Origin of the sequence: Xanthomonas sp. NCPPB 1325, assembly GCF_041477645.2 — a bacterium.
Taxonomy (GTDB): domain Bacteria; phylum Pseudomonadota; class Gammaproteobacteria; order Xanthomonadales; family Xanthomonadaceae; genus Xanthomonas; species Xanthomonas cannabis.
Map to the genome: position 1 here is coordinate 4149801 of NZ_CM192985.1, position 21714 is coordinate 4171514.

At 64.0% G+C, this 21714-nt stretch carries 18 protein-coding genes; 10 read left to right on the forward strand and 8 right to left on the reverse strand.

The features are described 5' to 3' along the window. The first annotated feature begins 82 nt into the window (after positions 1-82). Together ACCQ10_RS17460 and ACCQ10_RS17465 are read left to right on the forward strand one after the other, a co-directional pair. Positions 83-841: a hypothetical protein gene (locus tag ACCQ10_RS17460; protein ID WP_372363164.1), complete on the forward strand. Its 759-nt coding sequence runs from the start codon at positions 83-85 to the stop codon at positions 839-841. A 106-nt stretch (positions 842-947) separates the two neighbouring features. After that, on the forward strand, positions 948-2804 hold the full coding sequence (locus ACCQ10_RS17465; protein WP_372363165.1) for an XVIPCD domain-containing protein: 1857 nt from the start codon (positions 948-950) through the stop codon (positions 2802-2804). A gap of 134 nt (positions 2805-2938) precedes the next feature. On the opposite strand, the gene ACCQ10_RS17470 is transcribed toward ACCQ10_RS17465, so the two are convergent. The 3 genes from ACCQ10_RS17470 to glmS form a co-directional block, all read right to left on the reverse strand. Beyond that, positions 2939-4084, reverse strand: coding sequence for a hypothetical protein (locus tag ACCQ10_RS17470; RefSeq protein ID WP_372361413.1), 1146 nt, complete (start codon positions 4082-4084; stop codon positions 2939-2941). Positions 4085-4318: 234 nt separating this feature from the next. Next, positions 4319-4792 (reverse strand): hypothetical protein, encoded by a 474-nt coding sequence (locus ACCQ10_RS17475; RefSeq protein ID WP_039564281.1) that lies wholly within the window; start codon positions 4790-4792, stop codon positions 4319-4321. Between the two features lie 387 nt (positions 4793-5179). Further along, on the reverse strand, positions 5180-7009 hold the full coding sequence (gene glmS, locus ACCQ10_RS17480) for a glutamine--fructose-6-phosphate transaminase (isomerizing) (protein WP_372361414.1): 1830 nt from the start codon (positions 7007-7009) through the stop codon (positions 5180-5182). 205 nt (positions 7010-7214) lie between these two features. Here glmS and ACCQ10_RS17485 point away from each other — a divergent pair, with 205 nt between their 5' ends. The 7 genes from ACCQ10_RS17485 (at position 7215) to ACCQ10_RS17515 (ending at position 15239) form a co-directional block, all read left to right on the forward strand. Further along, on the forward strand, positions 7215-8486 hold the full coding sequence (locus ACCQ10_RS17485; protein ID WP_372361415.1) for an efflux RND transporter periplasmic adaptor subunit: 1272 nt from the start codon (positions 7215-7217) through the stop codon (positions 8484-8486). 48 nt (positions 8487-8534) lie between these two features. Beyond that, positions 8535-9254 carry an ABC transporter ATP-binding protein gene (locus ACCQ10_RS17490; RefSeq protein WP_372361416.1) on the forward strand — a complete coding sequence of 240 codons (720 nt, stop codon included), beginning with the start codon at positions 8535-8537 and terminating at the stop codon, positions 9252-9254. A gap of 11 nt (positions 9255-9265) precedes the next feature. Further along, positions 9266-10567 (forward strand): ABC transporter permease, encoded by a 1302-nt coding sequence (locus ACCQ10_RS17495; protein ID WP_372361417.1) that lies wholly within the window; start codon positions 9266-9268, stop codon positions 10565-10567. A 55-nt stretch (positions 10568-10622) separates the two neighbouring features. Further along, the gene (locus ACCQ10_RS17500) at positions 10623-11849 is read left to right on the forward strand and encodes an ABC transporter permease (protein ID WP_372361418.1); all 1227 of its coding nucleotides are present in this window, start codon (positions 10623-10625) and stop codon (positions 11847-11849) included. A 213-nt stretch (positions 11850-12062) separates the two neighbouring features. Continuing rightward, positions 12063-12377, forward strand: coding sequence for a hypothetical protein (locus ACCQ10_RS17505; RefSeq protein WP_372363166.1), 315 nt, complete (start codon positions 12063-12065; stop codon positions 12375-12377). 163 nt (positions 12378-12540) lie between these two features. Continuing rightward, the gene (locus ACCQ10_RS17510; RefSeq protein ID WP_047692947.1) at positions 12541-13884 is read left to right on the forward strand and encodes a sigma-54-dependent transcriptional regulator; all 1344 of its coding nucleotides are present in this window, start codon (positions 12541-12543) and stop codon (positions 13882-13884) included. A gap of 8 nt (positions 13885-13892) precedes the next feature. After that, positions 13893-15239 carry a sensor histidine kinase gene (locus ACCQ10_RS17515; protein WP_372361419.1) on the forward strand — a complete coding sequence of 449 codons (1347 nt, stop codon included), beginning with the start codon at positions 13893-13895 and terminating at the stop codon, positions 15237-15239. A 208-nt stretch (positions 15240-15447) separates the two neighbouring features. Here ACCQ10_RS17515 and glmU read toward each other — a convergent pair whose 3' ends face one another. Beyond that, positions 15448-16812: a bifunctional UDP-N-acetylglucosamine diphosphorylase/glucosamine-1-phosphate N-acetyltransferase GlmU gene (gene glmU, locus ACCQ10_RS17520; RefSeq protein WP_372361420.1), complete on the reverse strand. Its 1365-nt coding sequence runs from the start codon at positions 16810-16812 to the stop codon at positions 15448-15450. A gap of 145 nt (positions 16813-16957) precedes the next feature. On the opposite strand from glmU, the gene ACCQ10_RS17525 reads away from it, so the two are divergent. Continuing rightward, complete coding sequence (locus ACCQ10_RS17525; protein WP_039409185.1) at positions 16958-17341, forward strand: GtrA family protein; 384 nt, start codon at positions 16958-16960, stop codon at positions 17339-17341. Between the two features lie 412 nt (positions 17342-17753). Here the strand turns inward: ACCQ10_RS17525 and ACCQ10_RS17530 are convergent, their stop codons facing one another. The 4 genes from ACCQ10_RS17530 to atpG all read right to left on the reverse strand — a co-directional run bounded on the left by ACCQ10_RS17530 (position 17754) and on the right by atpG (position 21602). Then, positions 17754-18341 carry a chorismate mutase gene (locus ACCQ10_RS17530; protein WP_228888613.1) on the reverse strand — a complete coding sequence of 196 codons (588 nt, stop codon included), beginning with the start codon at positions 18339-18341 and terminating at the stop codon, positions 17754-17756. A 266-nt stretch (positions 18342-18607) separates the two neighbouring features. Further along, a complete protein-coding gene (locus tag ACCQ10_RS17535) occupies positions 18608-19030 on the reverse strand; it encodes a F0F1 ATP synthase subunit epsilon (protein ID WP_005992065.1) in 423 nt (140 codons plus the stop codon). Positions 19031-19199: 169 nt separating this feature from the next. Further along, positions 19200-20606: a F0F1 ATP synthase subunit beta gene (atpD, locus tag ACCQ10_RS17540; RefSeq protein WP_003484008.1), complete on the reverse strand. Its 1407-nt coding sequence runs from the start codon at positions 20604-20606 to the stop codon at positions 19200-19202. Between the two features lie 132 nt (positions 20607-20738). After that, positions 20739-21602 (reverse strand): F0F1 ATP synthase subunit gamma, encoded by an 864-nt coding sequence (gene atpG, locus ACCQ10_RS17545; protein ID WP_047693887.1) that lies wholly within the window; start codon positions 21600-21602, stop codon positions 20739-20741. Positions 21603-21714 lie beyond the last annotated feature (112 nt).

The window sequence follows — 21714 nt, forward strand, 5'->3', positions numbered from 1 at the left end:
GACACCGGATACCACACCTCCTAAGACAGCCACCACCGCGGCCAGCGGCGCCACCATATCTTCAGACAAGGACGCTTCTCCCATGCAGGACGCAACCCAGGGTTCCACTCAACAGCTCCAGCCGCCCCGCCCGGACAGCGTGCTGTACTTCATCAGTGATGTAGATGGCGATGGCGCACTTTCTTACGAAATCGCCAATGGCAGCTGGATCCATTTCTGGTACGGCCTCCAGTTCGAACTTGATGGTACGCAGTACTACACCGGCTTTGCCTGGAAAACCCCCCAGCTGTTCGGGGCGGAGCGCGAAAATCACTACCCCGCGCCCGACACCAAGGTAACCTTGGCCCACGCGACCTTCGTGACCAGCGAACCGGGCAGCAAATCGCCGTGGAAGTTTCTCGGCGCTGAGCCCTACATCGGGGAGTTCGGCGGGATGGAAAAGGGCAACACGGTCGATACGACGCGCAAAGCAAAGACCGGCGTCACCGACGACGGTCGACTGGTGCTAGCCGTGCCAACGTGGAGCCTGCAGTCGGGCGTACGGATCCTTTCGTACGATGCACTTGTGTACGACCCGAAGGAAACCAAGGATGTCGACGACAGGCATTGGACCTACATCGGCAATCTCCCGGCCGGTGAAGACAATAGTGCAAATTGCGGCGATAACGCGCCTGGGAAGATCCAGTGCATCAAGAACACCAGCACGCTTGAGTTCGTTCCACAGGGCGGCCTGCCCGCATTACGGGTAACGGTTTCGGCTGACCCGAAGACGAGCGAGGCTGACGAAACGGTTGTCTACCGTTACGATGCGACACAGAAATCGTATTTGCCGACCCCTTAATACAGAACCAAAGGAATCGGTTCGGGCGGCGTACCGCTGCAGCTACTGGGCTGCAGCACTCAATCAAGGACCTTGAGCGATGCCAACGAATTATTCACGGGCCCAAGTGCTCGATATCATTGAACGCGAAGCTGCCGAACGAAATATTCCGCGTGACGACTTCCTGCGGTTTGCGCACGTAGAGACTGGCGGCAACTTCGACGAGTTGGCCAACCGCGGGGCAAGTGGTGCGAAGGGGCTGTTCCAGTTCACCCCCCGAACCGCTGGCGAATACGGCATCGCTGGACGCGAACTGGATGCAGTGGTCAATACCGACGCAGCCGCACGGCTGTATCTGAATAACCGAACGAGCCTGGTTGACCGGCACGAACGCGATGGCCGCCCTTATCTTTCGGGCAAACCGGCGCCTGACGGCCTAGACATGTATATGGCCCACCAGCAGGGCGCTAGCGGTTACCGCTCTCTTCAGACCGCGATTGCCACCGGATCTTTCGGACTCGATAGTACACGCGCCAACATCCTCAACAATGTTGGCGAGAAAGAAATGAAGGCGCTGACCGGCGTGGATGCCGCGACGTTTCAGCGCATGTCCGACAAAGACATGGCGCAAACGTTTGTCCAGTATTGGGATACGAAGATGGACCGTATCCGCATTCCCGAAAAAGGCATTGTTCCTGTTTCGGAGAGTCAGCAGGTGCAATCGCCGACGCAGTCGGCATCGCCGCAGCAGCAAGCGCCTGCCGCACACGGCGTCGCGCTGAGCGCAGCGTACGATCTGAGTATTAAGTATGACCACGTCAAGTACGGCATGGGCTCGAAGGATCCAGACAAAGGAAAGGTCGACTGTTCCGGCTGGGTCGTAAAATTGCAGAACGCCACCATGGATGAGATCAATCAGGGCGCCGGAAAATTAGTATTCAGTGATAAGCAAAAATTTGTTTCAGGCTATGACAGTGCCTCTGAATTACTGCGCAAGTCCGAGCAGCGTTCCGGGCCTCTGATCGAAGGCAAGGACGTCACCGCCGACAAGCTCAAGGAGGGCATGATCATCGGCGAGGACAATGGTTCCTTGGGATGGGACAAAGGGCGTTACAAGGGCATCGACCACATCACCATGGTGGTGCGCGACCCCAAGGATGGCGAGCTCAAGATCAGCCAGTCGCGTGGCGGCGAGGGTGTCGAACTCAGCTCGCTGGATTCCTACCTTGAGCGCAAGCACGCCAAGGGCGTCAAACTCTATGCCAGCGACCCGCTCTCCGAGGCGCGCGAGTTGCTGCAGGACCGCAGCCAGACCAAGCAGCAGTCGCACGACAGCAACGCGCACAAGCCCGCGCATGCACAGGCTGCGGCCGAAACATCCGGCGTGCTGCGCGAAAAGGCCCACGGTGCCGACGTTCAAAAATTGCAGCAAACCTTGCAACAGCTGGGCTACAAGGACGCCAACGGCAATGAGCTCAAAGCCGACAGCGCCTATGGCCAGCGGACGGGCGAGGCAGTCAAGGCGTTCCAGCGTGCACACGGGCTACAGGACGATGGCGTGGTTGGCCGCGATACGCTCAATGCGCTGAAGCAGGCAGAAAAAACACCGCTGCTCTCGGAGAAAACCAACCCCGACCACCCGCTATTCAACCAGGCTGTCAGCAAGCTGGAACAACTGGGTCCGAATGCATTCGCCAACCGGCAGCAGTTGGTGAACGCTGCCGGCCACATGACCTTCGAAGCAAAAGTCAGTGGCCTGCAGCGAATCGACATGGTGGCGCAAAGCAAGGACGGCAGCGGGCTGTTTGCCGTACAGGGCCAGCCGAGCGACCCGGCGCATCAGCGGATCTATACCGACAAGGCAACCGCTGCGGAACGGCCCCTGGAGCAAAGCAGCAATGCCGTGCGGCAGGAAGCGCAATCGCAGACGCAGGCGCAAGATCAGCATGAGCAGCAACGCAACCAGGCGCGCAGCGTAGGCTGATCGCTCTGCAATGGAAAGACACAAGGGGCACTGATCGATGGATCAGTGCCCCTTGTGGTTTAGCGATATGTTTAGCGTGATTCTTGTCAGAGCACATCGGGTGCCCGATGTCCGGCGTCGACAGATCCGGCCGTTCAATTGGACGTCGCAACAGCCTCTCTATCGGGGAACCACTGCGGCAACCGCTCGGCGAATTTCGCTGCGCATTCGTCGCTGTAGGCTTGTGCGGCCTCTTTGACCAAGGCGTAATCGTTGGCTTCCCACTGCTCCAGAGAAGCAGTACGCGGTGTCGGCGTACAGTCCATGCTGACCGGGCTCGCCTTGCGCTTGAGAAGGCCGGTGCGCTCTCCGCCGATCGTCACTGCATAGCGCAATTCGTAGGGCGATTTGGTATCGGCCAGACTCTGATACACCAGCAGCCAGTCGGACATCAGCACCTGCAATGGAAACGGATCCACCGGCAGCGCAGTCGGATGCCCGGTGAAATAGGTCTTCAAGTGCGCGTTGACCGCATCGCGCTGCAATTGATAACCCGGATTGCCTACCCCTTCCATCTTCTCGCCTTTCAACTGTCCTTTGTTGAAGGCCGATACTGCGATGCCGCGTGCAAACAAGCTGGTGGCGATCTGCAAGCCCACCACCGCCCCGGTATGCCCGCGACGAACCACGCGCAACATTTCATCGCCATTGGGCAGCCCGTTGGAGCCTACGCGCATGCTGGCATGCAACGGCAGCTGCAAGGCCCAGTCAGCCGATGCTGCAATGACGACATCTGCATCGGCTTGCGTTTGTGACGATGGCTGCCCTTCGGCTGCCACAACCACAATCGTCCCCGCCTCAGCTGCCGCCGCATAGGCAGTTGCCGCAGAGAAGTCACCGCCTGCAAACGCAGGCCCTACTGCTGTGGCTTCGGTCACGCGCGTCGGCGTACAAAACGTCCCAGCCGCACGCATCTGCGCTTCATGAAAGCCGATACCGTTGATCTGGTGCACCACGGCATCCTTGCCGTACTGCTCCACCAGCTTGCCGATCACTGCATCAGATGGCGTTTGCTGTGCGCAGACCTTGGCGGCGGCGATACGCGACCAGGCAAATTGCAGCGCAGGGTCCCAACCCATCGCATCTTCGCCTACGAACCCGTGGTCGTAGTGATACGCATAGATGGCCGGGTCGATTTCCTGCAGCGTCATTCCACCCTGACCCGCATAGCCAAGCGGCAGATCTTGCGCAACGGCAAGCCCAGGCAGTGCCAACAGCACCGCCGCGATACACGTCTTCATGGATCCCTGTCCCTATGGATGACTGCGACGCGCTGCATGTCCCCCATGCAGCGCGACCGATGCACCAACGCTTGCACGCGATGGCTTCCAACACTGCAGGGTTCGGATCGACAGGTAATGGCACAACGCACCCGCAGATCGTCCTGCAGGGATAGTGTGCCCGCACACGGCAGCCATCGCAGTCGGGGCGGTCCCGACGCCGATGTGGGGACCGTCCCTGCGCACGTTCACTGGTTACGCATGCAAGATCCCGCCAGCGCTCGGTTGCCAATCGTGTGGAGTGCGCAATGCAGCGAGTGTGCGCACCAGCTCGCGATAGCTGCCGGCCAGTTGTGCAAACAGACCTGCATCGCTGTAGCGGGTGTCGGCTACTTCGGAATACGCACCGCGCCCCAGGTCGATGAAGTAGTCCACGCTCAGCCGACGGCGCTGCGCCACGCCCGGGAACAGGCCCGCAATGAGCAGGCAACCGTCGCCGACGTCGCGCAATGCATCGGCCCGTACGCTGCCGACCTGATCCTGCGCATGCAACCATGCCAGCGCCTGCGTGCGCGACAGCAGATGCGCATCGCGCTGGAAACGCAACAACACAAACACCAGATAATGCTCACGCGACTCGTCCAGCGGACGTGCGATCCGCTGCCCCGCCTCGCGCACCAACGCCTGCCACAATTCCGCTGGCGCCCCCTGTTTGAAAGACTCGTGCATACGTCCTCCTGCGTGGTGTGACCCTTGCAAGAAGCTTATGCATAACCTGGGCCAAAGCGTTGGCAGCCTCGGAGCGCGGCTGCTAAGCGGCGTTACACGCAGCGGCCTTAACGAGGGCCCATCGCCTGGCTGCCCGAGGACGACGATCGCTACTCTCTTGAGCAGAAGCAGCGAGGCAGCCACGCAGCCTGGCTGTGCACCGCCGTTGTACAAGCTGCGGGCTCAGGCTTCGGTGCAGTGGCTCGATGCGGATATGGCACGCAGGTCGTCGGCCAGAGGCCGGCACCGGCAGCGCGCAAGCATTGCATTCCGGCGGCATAGACTCAGCCTAAACAACGCACTAGCCGCGCCTGCCCCAAGGCGGGCACGGTCGTCCCGCTCGCGCGCTTACTCCACCGTCACCGACTTGGCCAGATTGCGCGGCTTGTCCACATCGGTGCCGCGTGCCAGGGCGGTGTGATACGCCAGCAGCTGCACCGGGATGGTGTGGATCACCGGCGACAGCACGCCGGCGTGGCGTGGCGTGCGGATGACATGCACGCCCTCGGACTCGCTGAAGTGGCTGTCCTGGTCGGCGAACACGAACAGCTCACCGCCACGTGCGCGCACTTCCTGCATGTTGGATTTGACCTTCTCCAGCAGGCGGTCGTTCGGTGCGATCACCACCACCGGCATCGCCGCGTCCACCAGTGCCAGCGGGCCGTGCTTCAACTCGCCAGCCGGATACGCTTCGGCATGGATATAGGAGATTTCCTTGAGCTTGAGCGCGCCTTCCAGCGCGATCGGGTAGTGCAGGCCGCGGCCAAGAAACAGCGCATTTTCCTTGACCGAAAAACGCTCGGCCCAGGCCATGATTTGCGGTTCCAGATTCAGCGCGTGCTGCACGCTGCCCGGCAGGAAACGCAGCTGCTCCAGATAATCGGCTTCCTCGGTCTCGCTGATGCGGCCCTGCAGCTTGCCCAGCACCATGGTGAGCTGGAACAGCACCGCCAGCTGCGTGGTGAACGCCTTGGTCGAGGCCACGCCGATCTCGGCGCCGGCGCGCGTATAGCAGACCAGTTCGCTGGCGCGCGGGATGGCACTTTCGGGCACGTTGCAGATCGACAACGTATGCAGATGCCCCAGCGATTTGGCGTATTTCAGCGCTTCCATCGTGTCCAGCGTTTCGCCGGACTGCGAGATGGTGACGATCAGGTGCTTGGGGTTGGCATACGCGGCGCGGTAGCGGTATTCGCTGGCGATTTCCACGCTGCACGGCAGGCCGGCGATGGCTTCGATCCAGTAGCGCGCAGTCATGCCGGCGTAGTAGCTGGTGCCGCAGGCCAGGATCTGCACGCCTTCGATGTCGCGCAACACCGCTTCCGCGTTGGCACCGAACAGCGACGCCGGAAAACCCTTGGCATCGATGGCCGCTTCGATGGTGTCGGCCAGCGCACGCGGCTGCTCGTGGATTTCCTTCTGCATGAAATGGCGGAACGGGCCCAGTTCCAGCGACGCCAACGACACGTCCGACAGGTGCAACGGGCGCTCGACCGGGGCGTCGTTGCCATCGAAGATGCGCACGCCATCGCGACGCAGTTCGGCAGTGTCGCCTTCTTCGAGGAAGATCACCTGGCGGGTGGCCTGCACGATGGCCGACACATCGGAGGCGACGAAGTTCTCGCCCTCGCCCACCCCGATCAGCAACGGGCAGCCCATGCGCGCGCAGACGAAACGTTCCGGCTCGGCCTGGCTCATCACTGCCAGCGCGTAGGCACCGGTGAGCTCCTTGACGGTGCACTGCAGCGCAGTCAGCAGGTCGCCCGCGCTGCCCAGATGGTGATGGATCAGGTGCGCGATGACCTCGGTGTCGGTCTGCGACTCGAAGGTGTAGCCCAGCGCACGCAGTTTTTCGCGCTGCGCTTCATGGTTTTCGATGATGCCGTTGTGCACCAGCGCCACGCCGGCGCTGATATGCGGGTGCGCGTTGGCTTCGGTGACACCGCCATGCGTGGCCCAGCGGGTGTGGCCGATGCCCAACGTGGCGCCGAACTGTTCGGCCTGCGCGGCCTGGGCCATTTCGGCCACGCGCCCGGTGCGTCGCACCCGGCGCACCTGGTCGCCATCGAGCACCGCGATGCCGGAGGAATCGTAGCCGCGGTATTCCAGCCGCTTGAGTCCTTCGATCAGGACCGGGACCACATCGCGCCCGGCGATCGCTCCGACAATGCCGCACATAGGGACAGCTCTTTAGGAAGAAGACCGGCATTTTAGCGTGTGCGCTCTTGTCCACTGCATGACCGTCCCCGGACAGCGTGTCCGCGCAGGTGTCCGCGGACACTGCGGACACCTGCACTGCGGCCCTAAAGTGCAATCATTTCAGCCACTTGCCGGTTGGCACGCGTCCTGCTTTGTCACCGTGACGCCACCGAGCCCGCCGACCATGATTCGTGACACCTCTGCCCAGGACCAGGTTCTCCGCACCCCCACCCGGGGCACGCCGTGGCGCCGCTGGCTATGGCCCGGCATCGCGGCGGTCGCCGTGTTGGCCGGTATTGGCTGGGCGGTCACTGCATGGAGCGCCGGCAGCCGCTCGTTCGACGCCAGCCGGGTGCGCATCGCCACGGTCAGCCAGGGCGACCTGGTACGCGACATCGCCGCCGACGGCCGCGTGATCGCTGCCAACAGCCCCGTGCTGTACGCCATCTCCGCCGGCACGGTAACGCTGAGCGTGGTGGCCGGCGATGTGGTCAAGCAGGGCCAGGAGCTGGCGCGCATCGACAGCCCGGAGCTGCGCAGCAAGCTGGCGCAGGAGCAGGCCACGCTGGCCGGCCTGGAGGCCGAATCCAGCCGCGCCTCCCTGGATGCCACGCTTGCCCGCGCCAACGCCAGCAAGCTCACCGACCAGGCCCGGATCGACAAGCAGGCCGCCGCACGCGACCTGGAGCGCTACCAGCGTGGCTACGATGGCGGTGCGGTGCCGCAGGTGGAGCTGGCCAAGGCGCAGGACACCCTGAAGAAGACCGACATCGACCTGCAGCACGCCCAGCGCGATGCGGCGCTGAAGAGCCAGGGCGCAGATCTGGATTCGCGCAACAAGCGCCTGCTGGCCGACCGCCAACGCGCGGTGGTGGCCGAGGTGCAGCGCCAGGTGGACGCCCTCACGCTGCTGTCGCCGTTCGATGGCCAGGTCGGCCAGGTGCAGGCCGTGCAGCACACCCAGGTCGCCGCAAACGCGCCGATCCTGGGCGTGGTGGACCTGTCCAAGTTCGAAGTCGAGATCAAGGTGCCGGAAAGTTTCGCCCGCGATCTGGCGATCGGCATGCCAGCCCAGCTCACCAGCGGCAGCGGCGAACCGTTCCCCGGCGCCATCTCGGCGGTGTCGCCGGAAGTGGTCAACGGCGAAGTCACTGCGCGCATCCGCTTCACCGACAAGCAGCCGCCGGGCCTGCGCCAGAGCCAGCGCATGAGCGCACGCGTGGTGATGGACACGCGCCGCAACGTGCTCAAGGTCGAGCGCGGCCCCTTCGTCGAACAATCCGGCGGCAGCTACGCCTACGTGATGGATGGCAACACCGCAGTGCGCCGCCCGGTGCGCATGGGCGTCAGCAGCCTGGGCGAAGTGCAGGTGCTGTCCGGGCTGCAGGCCGGCGACCGCGTGGTGGTGTCCGGCGCAGACAACTTCGGCGATGCGCCGCGCGTCACCGTCCACTGATTCAGTCATTCCACCTCGTCGCACTCTCTCCTCGCAAAGGAATCGGCAATGCTCAAGATGCAAGCGGTCTCCAAGGTCTTCCGCACCGAACAGGTGGAAACGCACGCGCTGCGGTCGCTGGACCTGCATGTCCGCGAAGGCGAATTCGTCGCGGTCACCGGCCCCTCCGGCTCGGGCAAGACCACCTTCCTCAACCTGGCCGGGCTGCTGGAAACCTTCACCAGCGGCCAGTACCTGCTCGATGGCGAAGACGTCAGCCATCTGTCCGACGACGCGCGTTCGCGGCTGCGTAATCAAAAGATCGGTTTCATCTTCCAGGGCTTCAACCTGATTCCCGACCTCAACCTGTTCGACAACGTCGATGTGCCGCTGCGCTATCGCGGCATGGCCGCGGCCGAGCGCAAGCAGCGCATTGAAGAGGCATTGACCAAGGTCGGCCTGGGCTCGCGCCTGAAGCACTACCCCACCGAACTGTCCGGCGGCCAGCAGCAGCGCGCCGCGATCGCGCGCGCACTGGCCGGCAGCCCACGCCTGCTGCTGGCCGACGAACCCACCGGCAACCTCGACTCGCAAATGGCCCGCGGGGTGATGGAACTGCTGGAAGAGATCAACAGCCAGGGCACCACCATCGTCATGGTCACCCACGACCCGGAGCTGGCCGCACGCGCGCAGCGCAACGTGCATATCGTCGATGGGCAGGCCACCGATCTGGAACGCAACCCCAGCCTGATGCGCGCGCCCAGCGCCACTGCAACCCTGGCCGGCTAAGGAGCCCACTCATGTTCGGCTATTACTTCACTCTGGCGGTGCGCAGCTTCCGCCGCAACAAGGTGCTGACCGCACTGATGGTGCTGGCCATCGCGCTCGGCATCGGTGCCAGCATGACCACGCTGACGGTGTTCTATGTGTTGTCGGGCGACCCGATTCCGCAGAAGAGCGATCGATTGTTCCATGTGCAGGTGGATGCGGAACCGAAGTCCGGCTATCAGCCGGGAGACGAGCCCGATTACCAATCCACCCGCTTCGACGCCGAAGCGCTGCTGCGTGAGAAGCGCGCCATGCGTCAGGCAATCATGACTGGCGGATACGCCATACTCGAGCCGCAGCGCAATGGGCTGAGCCCGTTCCTGCTGAACTTGCGCTACACCTCGGCCGATTTCTTCGCGATGTTCGACACGCCGTTCCTTTACGGACAAGGATGGTCGAGCACCAGCGACGAGCGGCACGAACGCGTCGCGGTGATCACCAAGTCGCTGAACGAAAAGTTGTTCGACGGCGGCAACAGCGTAGGCCGCGAGGTCCGCGTGGACAAGAACACCTTCCGTATCGTCGGCGTACTGAATACCTGGAAGGTCGAACCACGCTTCTACGACATCACCAAGACCTACGGCTCCAAAGAACAGCTGTATGTCCCGTTCAGTGCAGCGATGGATCTGAAGTTGGGTCACTCCGGCGGCACCAACTGTTCCGGCAAGGTCGAGGGAGGGGACAGTACTGCGCTCAATGCCCCCTGCAACTGGGTGCAATATTGGGTGGAGCTGGAAAATGCCAAGCAGGCAGGCGACTACAAGGCCTACCTCGAAAACTATTCCGATCAACAACGTGCCGCCGGGCGCTTTACCCGGCCCAACAATGTGCGCCTGCGCAACGTGATGCAGTGGCTGGACTACAACAAGGTGGTGCCCAGCGACGTCCGCCTGCAGCTGTGGCTGGCCATGGGCTTTCTGCTGGTGTGCCTGCTCAACACGGTCGGCCTGCTGCTGGCGAAATTCCTGCGCCGCAGCGGAGAGATTGGCGTGCGGCGCGCGCTTGGCGCGTCGCGTGGCGCAATCTTTGCGCAGTGCCTGGTGGAGGCAGGGACCATCGGCTTGGCCGGCGGCATCGGCGGACTTGGGCTGGCGTGGCTGGGGCTGTGGGCCGTGCGTCAGCAACCGGTGGATTACGCCGCACTGGCACACCTGGATATCACGATGCTGCTGCTGACGTTCGCCATTGCGATCGCCGCGAGCCTGCTCGCCGGCATCCTGCCGTCCTGGCGCGCCATCCAGGTCGCACCGGCACTGCAGTTGAAGTCGTCCTGAACCTCCTGCCCGCTGCATCGCGGCGAGCCACGCTTCCTATCTTCAAGGTCAGCCCATGGACATCCGACCCATCATCTCCACCTTGCGCCGCCATAAGACGGCCGCTGCACTGATCGTGCTCGAGATCGCACTGGCTTGCGCCATCATCTGCAATTCGCTGTTTTTGATCGGCAATCGCCTGGACACGCTCCACAGCGCCAGCGGCATCGCCGAAAAGCAGCTGCTCAGCATCCAGGTGGACGGTATCGGCCCCCAGACCAATGCCGACGCCCGCACCCAGGAGGATCTGGCGGCGCTGCGCGCGGTGTCCGGGGTGCGCAGCGCGGTCATCATCAATCAGGTCCCATTCGACGATCCTTCATCCAACACGGGGCTGGCACTGACGGTCGAGCAGGAACGCCCCACGCTCAACGCCGCGCAGTATCTGGTCGGCGAAGGCAGCCTGAGCGCGCTGGGTCTGCAGTTGAATGCGGGGCGCGACTTCGCTCCGGAGGAGTACATCACCCAGGAAAAAGCCGACAACGACGATGAAGTCCGCAAGAAGGGCGCGGCGGTCATTCTGACGCAGGCGGCAGCGGACAAGCTGTTCCCCGATCACAGCGCTCTTGGCAAAACCATCTATTCCGGCGAAGTACCCTTGCGCATCGTTGGAATCGTGCAAACGCTGGCGCGACCGAACAACGTCAATGGGCTGTCGGAGAAAGACTATTCGATGCTGTTGCCCATCCGCACTCCCTATACCGATGGCCGATACATTCTGCGCGTCAGCGACACCTTGCGGCGAGGAGAAGTACTGCAGGCAGCGGTCGCAGCCTTGATGAAGGTGGACAATAGCCGACTGGTACGGGAGCAGCAGACCTATACGGAAATCCGCGATACGCATTTCCGCAACGATCGCGCAATGATCTGGCTACTCGGCGCAGTGTGCATCGCACTACTGATCGTCACCGCCTTGGGCATCGTCGGCCTGGCGAGTTTCTGGGTGCAGCAACGCACCAAGCAGATCGGCATTCGTCGCGCGCTGGGTGCAACGCGCAGCCAGATCCTGCGCTACTTCCAGATCGAGAATTTCCTGCTCGCCTCGATCGGCATCGTGCTCGGCATGCTGATGGCCTACTCGATCAACGTCTGGCTGATGGCACGCTATGAATTGCCGCGACTGCCGGCAATCTATCTGCCGATTGGCGCGTTGCTGCTATGGATGCTCGGCCAGCTGGCGGTGTTCTGGCCGGCCCGGCGCGCAGCCGCAGTGCCACCGGCTGTGGCCACCCGCAGTGCATGATGGCCGGCGTTGATTCCCCGTCGCTTGGCGGTGGGGAAGCAACCAGGCTTGCCATCCACCGTGCGTTTCTACCCTCGTTACGAACCGGATTCCCCCATGCCATGCTCCCTTGCATCATCGGCATTGATCGCCCTGACCGCCTGCTGCCTCTTTCACCCCGGCCAAGGTGTGGCAACGCGGGCGCACGCGGCGTCGGCCTCGTCCAGCACTTCGATGCAAGAGGTGCTCGCCATCGACGACACCCGGCTGGACTGGCGCCATAACGATCAAATTCTGGAGCTCGTCGCCAGCAGCGACGGATTGCTGGTGACCCAGGCCAGCGCGTCGCTCAGCCTGCAGTTGCAACGCGGCGACCGCGTGCACACCGCGGGCCGAGCCCAGATCACCACAGTCGCAACATTGCTGGCCGCACTGCGGGCTGCTGCAGGCAACCCCGTCGCCGTGGATGTCATGCGCGATGGTGTGCAGGTGCATCTGATCTGGACAGCGGCCACGTACACACCGCTGTTGCCGCCCGCGGCTCCATAACCAGCGTCGTGCCGGCACACAGGCGGTGCACCATGCGCCCGGCCGCTTGAGTCCGCCGACGTTCCCGCCCGACGATCTGCCGCACCCCTGCCGAGCGGCGCGTTGTCGCTGCGTGTTGCCGGTATTCTGTGCCGATCCCTTCCGCGCCTTCTTGAGCAATGCGATGCCGCACATCCTGATCATCGACGACAACACGGCCGTGGCCACTGCGTTGGAGGTGCTGTTTTCGTTGCACGACATCGAGGCACGGCATGCGCATTCGCCGCAGGCCGGATTGGCGCTGCTGGACGAGCAGGTGTTCGACCTGGTGATCCAGGACATGAACTTCACCGCCGACACCACCTCCGGCGAAGAAGGCGAGGCGCTGTTTAGCCAACTCCGTCAGCGCCACCCGGACCTGCCGGTGATCCTGCTCACCGCCTGGACCCATCTGGGCAGCGCGGTGGGCCTGGTCAAGGCCGGTGCGGCCGATTACATCGCCAAGCCCTGGGACGACACCAAGCTGCTGACCACGGTCAACAACCTGCTGGAGCTGTCCGAAGCGCGGCGCGAGCTGCAGCGCCGCCGCGAGCGCGAGCATCGCGGCCGCGAGCAACTCACCCAGCGCTATGACCTGCGCGGTGCGGTCTTCGCCGACCCGGCCAGCGAGCGCGCCATTGCGCTCGCCTGCCAGGTGGCACGCTCGAATCTTCCGGTGCTCATCACCGGCCCCAACGGCAGCGGCAAGGAAAAGATCGCCGAGATCATCCAGGCCAATTCCGCCGTCAGGCAGGGGCCGTTCATCGCCCTCAATTGCGGCGCCTTGCCAGGCGAGCTGATCGAAGCGGAACTGTTCGGCGCCGAGGCCGGTGCGTACACCGGCGCCAACAAGGCGCGCGAAGGCAAGTTCGAGGCGGCCGACGGCGGCACCTTATTCCTGGATGAAATCGGCAACCTGCCGCTGGCGGGGCAGATGAAACTGCTGCGCGTGCTGGAAACCGGCCGTTACGAACGCCTGGGCTCCAACCGCGAGCGCCACACCAAGGTACGCGTCATCAGCGCGACCAATGCCGATCTGCAGGGCATGATCCGCGAGGGCGGCTTTCGTGAGGACCTGTACTACCGCCTCAACACGGTGGAGATCGCACTGCCGGCACTGGCCGAGCGGCCAGGCGACATCGGTCCACTGGCCGATCACTTTCTCGCCGGCGAAAAGCCCTTGTCCGCACAGGCGCGCGACGCGTTGCAGCGGCACGCCTGGCCGGGCAATGTGCGCGAGCTGCGCAACGTGCTGCAACGTGCCGCACTGCTTGCGCAGGGCGCGCGCATCGAGGCCGGCGATCTGAATCTGCCACGGGCGCCCGCACCGCGCCCGGTGGCTGCAGTGGCCGGCGAGCCCGATCGCGCGCGCATCGAACAGGCGCTGGCCCGCGCGCAAGGCGTGATTGCACAAGCGGCCGCCGAGCTGGGCCTGAGCCGGCAGGCACTGTACCGGCGCATGGACCGCTATGGCATCACTGCCGAATGAGCCATCGCATGTGGAATCGCTCCTTCACCCTTGGCCTGTTCTTGCGGCTGTTGCCGGTACTCGCGCTGGCCGCTGCCCTGCCCTGGTTGATCGCGTACTGGCTGGACCGTAGCTGGGAGGTGGCCCTGGTCTCGGCCGTGGCGCTGCTGTCGGCCATGTGGTGGAGCCTGCGCCGCGCCACCGCGCCGATGCGCTCGCTGTTCCGGGCGCTGGCCGGCACCACCAGCAGTTACCGCGATGGCGAATACAACTTCGGTGTCCACTGGCGCGGCAATGACGAACTGGCGCAACTGGTGCACGCGCATGCCGAACTCGGCGACGTGCTGCGTGCGCAACGCCGCGACCTGGTGCAACGCGAACTGATGCTCGACACCATGCTGCAGAACACGCCGGTCGCGATGCTGCTGGTGGTGGCCGGCGGCGATGGCCTGCGACGGATCGGTTTCTCCAACAATGCCGCACGCAAACTGCTGCATGGCGGGCGCAAGCTCGAAGGCCAGCATCTGGACGATGTGCTGGAGCGCATGCCGGGCGAATTGCGCGATGCCCTGGCCCGCGGCGGCGACTGCCTGTTTGCGGTACGCGAAGAGGGTGACGACGAAGACGATGAGCAGATCTACCACCTGTCGCGGCGCAGCTTCCACCTCAATGGGCGCGGCCATGAGCTGCTGCTGATCCGCACCCTGACCACCGAGCTGCGCCGGCAGGAAGTGCAGACCTGGAAGAAGGTCATCCGGGTGATCAGCCACGAATTGAACAACTCGCTGGCTCCGATCGCCTCGCTGGCGCATTCCGGCGCCGAGCTGTTGCGCCGCGAACGCACCGACCGCCTGGGCACGGTGTTCGAAACCATCGAAGAACGCGCGCGCCATCTGGAAGGGTTTATCCGCGGCTATGCGCGATTTGCAAAGTTGCCGCAGCCGCAGCTGCAGACAATCGCCTGGGAACCATTTCTGGAACGCTTGCGGCAACAGATCCCGTTCCAGTTGCAGGGCGACCTCAGCGATGTCAGCAGCCGCATCGATGCCGCCCAGGTCGAACAGGCGCTGCTCAACCTGCTCAAGAACGCGCACGAAGCCTGCAGCGAAGCGCAGCCGGCCAATAGCGAGGTCGCCGTGCGCGTAAGCCGCGTGCCGCAATGGCTGCGCATCGAAGTGCTCGACCGCGGCAATGGCATGAACGAAGCGGTGCTGCACAATGCGCTGATGCCGTTTTACTCGACCAAGCGCAACGGCACCGGCCTGGGGCTCGCACTGACCCGCGAAATCGCAGAGGCGCACGGCGGGCGCATTTCGCTGCACAACCGCGCGCATGGCGGGCTGTGTGTGACCTTGCTGTTGCCACTGGCCGCGTGAAGGCAGCACTCCGTCCACGCTCGGTAGCGCCTGGGATCAGCACGCGTCATCGTTGCATCAGACCGTCCGCATCAGAACACCGTCGTTCAGCTGTAGGAGCGCACCCGGGCGCGACCAGGCTTCCCGGCATTGTCAGTCGCGCCTGGGTGCGCTCCTACGCAGTCGATCTGGGGCCGCAGCGCACTGTATTGTCCGCCAACAGGGCGGCCTACTTTTTAGCAGGTCGCTCCCATCCTTCGATCACGGTCTGCCGCGGACGCGACACACTGAGCTGGCCCGGCGGTGCATCGCGGGTGATCACCGACCCCGCGCCGATGGTCGCATTGGTGCCGATCTCGATGGGTGCCACCAACGCGCTGTTGGAGCCGACAAAGGCGCCATCGCCGATGGTGGTCTGCGATTTGTTCACCCCATCGTAATTGCAGGTGATGGTGCCGGCGCCGATGTTGACCTTGCTGCCGATGACCGCATCGCCCAGGTAGGTGAGGTGATTGGCCTTGCTGCCCACGCCCATCGTGACCTTTTTGGTCTCCACGAAATTGCCGATATGCACGCCATCGGCCAACACGGTGCCGGGGCGCAGCCGTGCGAACGGGCCCACCAGCACCGCACCTTCGGTGACCACGCCTTCCAGGTCGCAGTGCGCGCGCACCTGCGTACCCGCGCCCAGGTTTACGTCGCGCAACCGGACGAACGGACCGATCACCACGCCATCGCCCAGGGTCACATCGCCTTCCAGAATCACGTCGATATCCAGCTGCACGTCGCGGCCCACCTGCACGCTGCCGCGCTGCTCCACGCGCGCAGGGTCGGCCATGCGCACGCCCTGCAGGCATAGCGCCCGCGCCGCCCGTGTCTGCCACGCACGCTCCAGCTGGGCCAGCTGCCAGGGGTCGTTGGCGCCCTCCACATCCTGCGGGTCGGCCACGTAGACCATGTCGGCCGGCGTGAAATCGCTGGCCGCGCTGGCAAACACATCGGTGAGATAGAACTCGCCCTGCGCGTTGTCGTTGGACAGGCCACCCAGCCAACGGCGCAACGCGGTGGATTCGGCGGTGAGGATGCCGGTATTGATGGTGCGGATACGGCGCTGCTCCTCGCTGGCATCCTTCTGCTCGATGATCGCTGCCACCTTGCCTTCGGCATCGCGCAGGATGCGTCCATAACCGGTGGGGTTGGCGAGTTCGGCGACCAGCACCGCCATGCGCCCCGGCGCGTGCAGCAGTTCCAGCAGGCTCTCGCTGCGGATCAGCGGAACATCGCCGTACAGCACCAGCACCGTGGCCGCATCCGGAATCGCATCCATTGCCTGTTGCACTGCGTGGCCGGTGCCCAGTTGCTCGCGCTGCTCGGCCCATTGCAGATCCTGCTGCGCAGCGAATGCGTCCCGCACCTGGTCGCCGCCGTGCCCGTACACGATATGGATCGCCGCCGGCTGCAGCTGGCGTGCGGTGGCGATCACGTGCGCCAGCATCGGCCGGCCCGCCAGCGGCTGCAGCACCTTGGGCAGCGACGAGCGCATGCGCTTGCCCTCGCCTGCGGCCAGGATCACAACGTGCAAAGGCAGGGTCATCAACAGTTCCCGAGACGATAGATGCGTAAATTCTAGTCGCAGCAGTGCAACACGGCGTGCCCGTCACAGAGGATCGGCAGGCAATGACACACCGTTAAGCGCGGCGACCGCTAGGATGGGCGCCCTTTCTTCCTCTTCGGTCCGCATGAGCCTGTTCCGCCAAGGCAGCCAGTTCATCCTCATTGGCGCGCTGCAGTTGGCGGTGGATTGCGGCATCTTCATCGCGGCCACGGCCGCCGGCATGCCTGCGGTGCCGGCCAATCTGCTCGGGCGCGTCAGCGGCGCGGTGCTCGGCTTCTGGCTCAACGGCCGCTACACCTTTGCCCGGCAAGGCGATGCTCGCCTTGGCTGGCAGCGTTTCCGACGCTTTGCGGTGATGTGGCTGGCGCTGACGCTGATCAGCACTTGGCTGCTGTCGGTCACCGTCGATCTGGTCGGCCTGCGCCAGGCCTGGCTGGCCAAACCGCTGGTCGAAGGCGGGCTGGCAATCGTGTCGTTTTTTTTGGGCCGGCACGTGGTGTATCGCTGAGGCCAGGCAAGTGAGTACAGCGACCTGGCGCATGGAACGCGCCGCGCTGGCGCGACCTGTCCTGCACAATGCGCCTGCCTTCGCTTAGGGAGCGCTGGCGAACAGCCTCCATGCGACAGGCATGTCGTTCAGACCCCTGCCTTTCCCGTCGCAGACGACCGCCAGCGGCGCCCACGCGGACCTCAGGCTGACAACCGCGCACGAACCCGGCGTCGCCGTCGTTGGACGCTATTGGTAAACAACCGCGTCACCCACAGGTCGCCAGACCACGCGGCCGATCGCTGACCGCGCGGTTATCCACCTGATTGCAGATGCGGCCACTCGTTCCAGCACACGTTGCAAGCGCATAGACCCACACACGCCCCTGCATGGTCTGCTCGCCTGTCGAACCCGTCGCGCCGATTGCCGCCCGCTAGGTCTTGTTGCCCACCTGCTGGCAGAAGTCGCCCAGGCTACGCACCAGTGCCGCGCGATGCAGTGCGTCCAGTTGCCACTGCGCGGCATAGCGCGCAGCCGCGCGTGCGGTATCGGTCGGGCACTCCCGCGCCGCGCGTGCGGGACCTGCGGCGGCCAGTGCATCGAGCAACTCGCCTTGCAGCTGGTCCAGCCGTGCGCGCAACGCGGCCAGATCCGGCCGGGCGGTATCCGGCGCGCGGCCGCGCTCGTGCCAGCGATTCAGTAGTGCATATTGCACCGCCTTGTTGGCCTCGATCTGCGCGGCAAAAAAACGCACCGCGTCATCGGGCTCCAGCCCATGGTGGGATGCCTGATCGCGCACGCTCAGCAACACTGCGGCTTCGCGCGTCTGGTCCAGTACCGGCTTGCCGCTGTCCCACTTGCTCAACGCCACGGCATCGCCGATGGCATTGCGCGCCACGATGCGGTCCAGCAGCGGGTCCAGCGACGGCTGGCTGCGCGCCGGCCACGCGCACCCCAGCAGTGCGGCCGTCAGCATGCCGGTCATGACGTAACGACGGAAGCCATCCACCCAGTGGGTCATGTAACGATCCTCCACGACAGGTTGCCTGCGGCGATGACGCGCAGACGCCAACCAAGGCACACAAACCGTCGTAACGGCGCATCCCGCATCGCACCACGGCACAAGCGCGCAGTGTGCCTGTTACCCACAGAACATGGCGTGCTGTCCCGCAACCGCGGCTCCAGAAACGAAAACGCCGACACGAAGGTCGGCGTTTGCGGTCCACACCTGGGTGCGGCAGTACACGGGCATCGCGATGCCTGACCCTTGAAGGGCCAGGCACGCGCTCAGTGCTTGAGATTACGACGCAGGCGTTCGAGCGCCTGCAACTGCACCGTCGCCTCGGCCAGCTGACGCTGCGCCTGGGCCACGTCCACCGTGTCACCACGGTTGGCCAGCAGCCGCTCGGCTTCTTCCTTGACCTTGCGGACGGCGGCCTCGTCGATGTCCTGCGCACGCACCGCGGTGTCGACCAGCACGGTCACCACCTGCGGCTGCACTTCCAGGATGCCGCCGGAAATGGCGAAGTCCAGCTGTTCGCCACTGGCAGTGGTGACCACCACCTTGCCCGGCTTCAGGCGGGTGATCAGCGGTGCGTGCTTGGGCGCAATGCCCAGCTCGCCCAGCTCGCCGGTAGCCACGACCAGCGTCGCCTCACCGTGGAAGATTTCCTTCTCGGCGCTGACGATGTCGCAACGGATAGTGCTCATGGTGCCTCACTGTAGTGAGGCGGGGAATCGGGAATCGGGAATCAGGAATGGGAAGAGCGGCTGGCTGCACGCTTTTCCGATTCCGTTCAATTCCAATCCACCGATGACCCGCCTTTACGATTCCCGATTCCCGATTCCCGATTCCAGCCGCGTAGCGGCTGGGATCGCATCAGGCCTTGGCGCTCATCTTGTTGGCCTTCTCGACCGCTTCTTCGATGCTGCCGACCATGTAGAACGCCTGCTCCGGCAGGTGGTCGTATTCGCCGTCGCAGATCGCCTTGAAGCCGCGGATGGTGTCCTTCAACGAGACGTACTTGCCCGGCGAGCCGGTGAACACTTCGGCCACGTGGAAGGGCTGGCTGAAGAAGCGCTCGATCTTGCGTGCGCGCGACACCGACTGCTTGTCTTCTTCGCTCAGCTCGTCCATGCCCAGGATCGCGATGATGTCCTTCAGTTCCTTGTACTTCTGCAAGGTCTGCTGGACGCGCTGGGCGGTGTCGTAATGCTCGTGCCCGATCACCAGCGGGTCCATCTGGCGGCTGGTGGAATCCAGCGGATCCACGGCCGGGTAGATACCCAGCGAAGCGATGTTACGGCTCAGCGTAACGGTCGAGTCCAAGTGGGCGAAGGTGGTCGCCGGCGACGGGTCGGTCAGGTCGTCTGCGGGCACGTACACGGCCTGGATCGAGGTGATCGAACCACTCTTGGTCGAGGTGATGCGCTCCTGCAGCACGCCCATTTCTTCGGCCAGCGTCGGCTGGTAGCCCACTGCCGACGGCATGCGGCCGAGCAGTGCGGACACTTCGGTACCGGCCAGCGTGTAGCGGTAGATGTTGTCCACGAACAGCAGCACGTCCTTGCCCTTGCCGCTGGCGTCCTTCTCGTCGCGGAAGTACTCGGCCATGGTCAGGCCGGTCAGCGCCACGCGCAGACGGTTGCCCGGCGGCTCGTTCATCTGGCCGTACACCATTGCGACCTTGTCCAGGACGTTGGAGTCCTTCATCTCGTGGTAGAAGTCGTTGCCCTCACGGGTACGCTCGCCCACGCCGGCGAACACGGACAGACCGCTGTGCGCCTTGGCGATGTTGTTGATCAGTTCCATCATGTTGACGGTCTTGCCGACGCCGGCGCCGCCGAACAGGCCGACCTTGCCGCCCTTGGCGAACGGGCACATCAGGTCGATGACCTTGATGCCGGTTTCCAGCAATTCGGTGCTGGACGACTGGTCTTCATACGACGGTGCGCCGCGATGGATTTCCCAGTGATCCGAGGCCTGCACGTCACCGGCTTCGTCGATCGGGCGACCCAGCACGTCCATGATGCGGCCCAGCGTACCGGCACCGACCGGCACCGAAATGGCGCGTTCGGTGTTGGTGGCGACCAGGTTGCGCTTCAGGCCGTCGGTGGAGCCCAGCGCAATCGTGCGCACGACGCCGTCGCCCAGCTGCTGCTGCACTTCCAGGGTGATTTCGGTGCCGTCGACCTTGAGCGCGTGATACACCTTCGGCACTTCATTACGCGGGAATTCGACGTCGACGACCGCGCCGATGATCTGAACGATCTTGCCCTGACTCATTTGGATAACTCCACTAATGTCTGTTCGATTCTGGTGTCGGGAATGGGGAATCGAGAATGGGGAATGGGGAATGGGAAGATCAAGAGCACCGACGGCCTTGCCTATTCCCGTTTCCCGATTCTCCATTCCCGGCTACACAGCGGCCGCGCCGCTGACGATTTCCGAAATTTCCTGGGTGATCGCCGCCTGGCGCGCCTTGTTGTAGACCAGTTGCAAGGTGCCGATCATCTTGTTGGCGTTGTCGCTGGCGGCCTTCATCGCCACCATGCGCGCGGCATGTTCGGAGGCCACGTTTTCCAGCACCGCCTGGTACACCAGCGACTCGATGTAACGCGTCATCACGTGCTCCAGCACGGTGGCGGCATCGGGTTCGTACAGGTAGTCCCAATCGTGCTGCGCCACCTTGTGCTCGGCGGCCGGCAGCGGCAGCAGCTGATCGAAGCTGGCCTTCTGCGTCATGGTGTTCACGAAACGGTTGTAGACCAAGTACACGCGATCCACACGGCCCTCGATGAAGGCATCGATCATCACCTTGATCACGCCGATCAGCTGTTCCACCTGCGGGCTGTCGCCCAGGTGGGTCACGCTGCCGACCATGTTGACCTTGATGCGACGGAAGAACGCCGAGGCCTTCTGGCCGATGGTTACTACGTCGACCTCGGCGCCCTTGTCCTGCCATGGGCGCACTTCGCCCAGCATCTTGCGGAACAGGTTGTTGTTCAGACCACCGGCCAGGCCGCGGTCGGAAGAGATCACGATGTAGCCGACCCGCTTGACCTGCTCACGCTCGACCAGGAACGGATGCTGGAAATCGGTGCTGGCCTGCGCCAGATGCCCGATCACCTGCTTCATCGCCTGCGCATACGGACGCGAGGTCTTCATGCGGTCCTGCGCCTTGCGGATCTTGGAGGCCGAGACCATTTCGAGCGCGCGCGTCACCTTGCGGGTGTTCTGCACGCTCTTGATCTTGGTTTTGATTTCGCGTCCGCCTGCCATTTCTCTTCTCGGGACTCGGGACCCGGGACCCGGGACCCGGCAGGCCCCGCAATCACGCGTCGTTATTGTTTCCTGGTACCTGGGGCGGAGGACCGGGATCTCCGCTTGCGCG